The 3569-nt window shown below is 30.7% G+C and carries 2 protein-coding genes and 1 pseudogene; all 3 read left to right on the forward strand.

The features are described 5' to 3' along the window. Nucleotides 1-125 precede the first annotated feature (125 nt). Nucleotides 126-1667 (forward strand): hypothetical protein, encoded by a 1542-nt coding sequence (locus F0000_RS26645; protein ID WP_223148949.1) that lies wholly within the window; start codon nucleotides 126-128, stop codon nucleotides 1665-1667. A gap of 45 nt (nucleotides 1668-1712) precedes the next feature. Further along, nucleotides 1713-2682, forward strand: a pseudogene (locus tag F0000_RS26650) (IS1595 family transposase). A 339-nt stretch (nucleotides 2683-3021) separates the two neighbouring features. Then, nucleotides 3022-3408 carry a hypothetical protein gene (locus tag F0000_RS28465; protein WP_255452911.1) on the forward strand — a complete coding sequence of 129 codons (387 nt, stop codon included), beginning with the start codon at nucleotides 3022-3024 and terminating at the stop codon, nucleotides 3406-3408. Nucleotides 3409-3569 lie beyond the last annotated feature (161 nt).

Consider the following 3569-nt stretch of genomic DNA (forward strand, 5'->3'; position numbering starts at 1 on the left):
GATAAGGTAATTACTTGATCTCTCGTAGTGGCACAAATCGAACCGATATAAATGGCACAGTTTGAACCGAAATGACTGGCACTATAACTCCGAAATCATTGGCACAAATCGAACCGAATTAACCAATGGAAGAGTATTTAAAAACAGAGTTTCATTTAAGTTTTTCAAATACAGGAAAATATATTAAGAGCAATTTACACCCTGTTGTTTTTCCAAAAGAGGTTTTTCAATTTGAAATTGATTATAAGGATGAAAAACCTTGGAGTTTTTTAAAAACCATTTGTAAAACAAATAATATTTGTGCAGTCCCCTTTAAAAGAAAAGTATTTGCCATAGGGACACTAACCGATATTTTAAAGGCATTTAAAGGTATTTTAAAAAGTGATATTAAAAGAGAATCTATAAGTAAAATTGATGTCGAAAATGTACCAGCGTTCAAATCTTTAATGCTTCAAGCAATTTTGAAACACTTTGCAAATGATAAAAGGATTTCTACAAATAATAAAAACAAAATATGGTTGACTTCCAATGAAAGCGAATACAAAAACATTAAAATTCACAAAGCATTATTTCTTTCATTTTACTTTGATAAAAATAAAAGCTTTAGTTATTTAACTTTTACACCAATAATAAATCTAACCTCTGACCAAGAAATCTCGAAAACAGATAAACTAACTATTAGTAAATATAACTTAGAGAAATTATATAACAATAAGTATGATGAAATATTAGAAAACTGGAATAAGCTTTTATTTAATAAACCTAGAATAAAATTTGAATTTCCTCTTAAATCTGGTAGCGGTCTTGAATTTCAGATATCTTCAAGCACTGCATTTGGAGAAATAAATGTTTTAGACCCAAAATTTAGAGGTTACTCTCCTAGAGAATACGATAAAAGACAAACTCAATTTAAAGGTGTTCAATTTTTAGAGCCACAACTTGTTTTTCGTAACATTTCATCAGATATGGAATTCAAAGATTACCATCCAATGAGAGGTTTAGTAAACAACCGTCCTTATGATGTTAATCTAAATGGAGTAATATTATCTAACGAAATAAACTTATCTGTTATTTGTGGGGGAAAATATTCAAATAGATTTTATGATTTTCTTTCCAAACTACAAACAAAACACTCAACTGACAATATAAACCCTGATTACTTAATCGATTACCCAGGATTTTCATCAATTTATAATATTCCGTTAAACATTCCACACTTTGAGAATGATGGAAGTTGGTTGGATATTGATTTCAGAGGCGAAAATGAACTTGAAGCACACGAAAACGCAATTAAACTTGCTAGACTAATAACTTCTAAAATTGAACAAATAGCAAATACCCAAAGTCAAAGTACAATCGTAATTTTCATTCCAATCGAATGGCAAAATTTTGAAAATTTTGAAAACAAAGAAGAGAGTTTTGATTTACACGATTATGTAAAAGCATTTGCTGCTTCAAAAGGAATTGCAACACAATTAATTAGAGAAAAAACACTAGAAGATAGTTTAACTTGTCAAATTAATTGGTGGTTATCATTATCGTTTTATGTGAAATCTTTAAGAACACCGTGGATTTTAAATAATCAGGAAAAAAACACAGCATATGCCGGAATTGGGTACAGTATTTCTAAAATAAAAAATAATATGACTATCGGATTCCTTGCATAACCGGTAATTTATTTATATCTTATTGTTTTAAAGATGGTTAATGTTATGACGATTCAAGAATTTTTTAAAAAATTTCCGGACGAAGCTAGTTGTAAGGCTCATTTTAAAGCAGAAAGAGATAAACAGGGTGTTGTTTGTAAACGATGCCAGGGAGAACAACACTATTGGCTTTCTACTAGAGATCAATATCAATGCAAGCAATGTAAGTATAGAACTACCTTGCGTAGCGGCACCTTATTACACGGTACACAATTACCTTATTACTATTGGTATTTTGCGATACTTATGCTTACCAGTACCAAGAAGAGTTTTTCTGCCTTAGAGGTGTAACGGCAATTATGACATCGCTATTATGAGCCGATCTGGTATATGCTCCATACGATATGCTATGGGAGAAAGAGACAACAATTACCAACTACACGATCAAATAGAGCTAGAAGAAGGTTTTTTTGAGGTAGTCCCTACCAAGGAAGATCGAGAAAGGATTGCAAAAGAAATAGCAGATAATAAGGGAAAACTTAAGAGGGGAAAAGGAAGTCAGAAACAAGCCTCCATATTAGTAATGATAGAATCAAAGCCTGTAGAACCTTCCTCAAAATATAAGCATAAAACCAATAAAGTTGTAGGATATATAAAAATGAAATTAATTGATAATCAGGAAAAGAAGACTACCAATGAACAAGTGAAAACTAGTATTGACCCAAAAGCTGCTGCTGCTACAGATGGAGCAAATAATTACAATGACCTTAAAGAACATCTGGAAGATCATAAAGCAGTAGTAATTCAAGATAAAAGCAAAACTTCAGAAATACTACCTTGGGCACACATTGCCATTAGCAATGCTAAAAGGCTATTATTAGACGTGCATCATTCTACAGGCATTGATTATTTGCAAAGTTATCTTGATGAATATTGTTATAAATTCAACAGAAGATACTTTGAATCCATATTTGATAGGGCAATAATAGCAGTGGTAGCTAGCAACTGGAAAATTAAGGTGCAAAATATCCGATAGTCATAAAAAAATAAATCAGAAATTGTTATTGGTTGTAGTCATATTTATGATTCAAACGGACAAGGTTTAAAATATAAATTATCTAAAATAGACAATTATTTCCTGGATAAACAAAACAATCCTTTTTTATCATTTAAAGATGCTTTTCAATTTGGAGTTTCAATTAGAGAGCTATTTTACGAATCACTAGACAAACTTCCTGAAAGAGTAGTTATACATAAAAGAACAAAGTTTACGCAAGATGAAATAGATGGAATTAAAGCTAGTTTACACAAAGCAGGTATCAAAAAAATAGACCTTATTGAAATTAATTTTGAGCCTGATGCGCGTTTTGTAGCAATGAGTGTATATAACAAAGAATTACAAATAGATAAGTTTCCTATCTCAAGAGGGACTTGTATTGTTACAAACAAACATACAGCTCTATTATGGACTCACGGAATAGTACCTTCTGTTCGACAACCAAATTGGAAATATTTTCTTGGTGGAAGAAGCATTCCAGGACCTGTAAAAATAACTAAGCATTACGGAGAATCTAATATTGATTTAATTTCAACAGAAATTTTAAGTTTAACAAAAATGAATTGGAACTCATTAGATTTATACTCAAAGCTTCCTTCAACCATCGATTCATCAAATAAAATTGCTAGAATAGGAAAACTATTATCTCGATTTGAAGGTAGGACTTATGATTATAGGTTACCTCTAAAATTAATTTATTTTTAATCAAATAGTTATAGTATTTTACTGACTAAACACGGGTGAGATGAATAGTTACAAACGCACAGGAACAACTTCTTTATTTTCAGAAAGTTATCGATTAGAAAAGCTTAGTAAACAAGGAGATCCTTTAGAACGACTCACTAAAGTAGTAGAATGGGAATATT

Source organism: Aquimarina sp. RZ0 (genome assembly GCF_008370685.1).
In the GTDB taxonomy this organism is placed as follows: Bacteria; Bacteroidota; Bacteroidia; order Flavobacteriales; family Flavobacteriaceae; genus Aquimarina.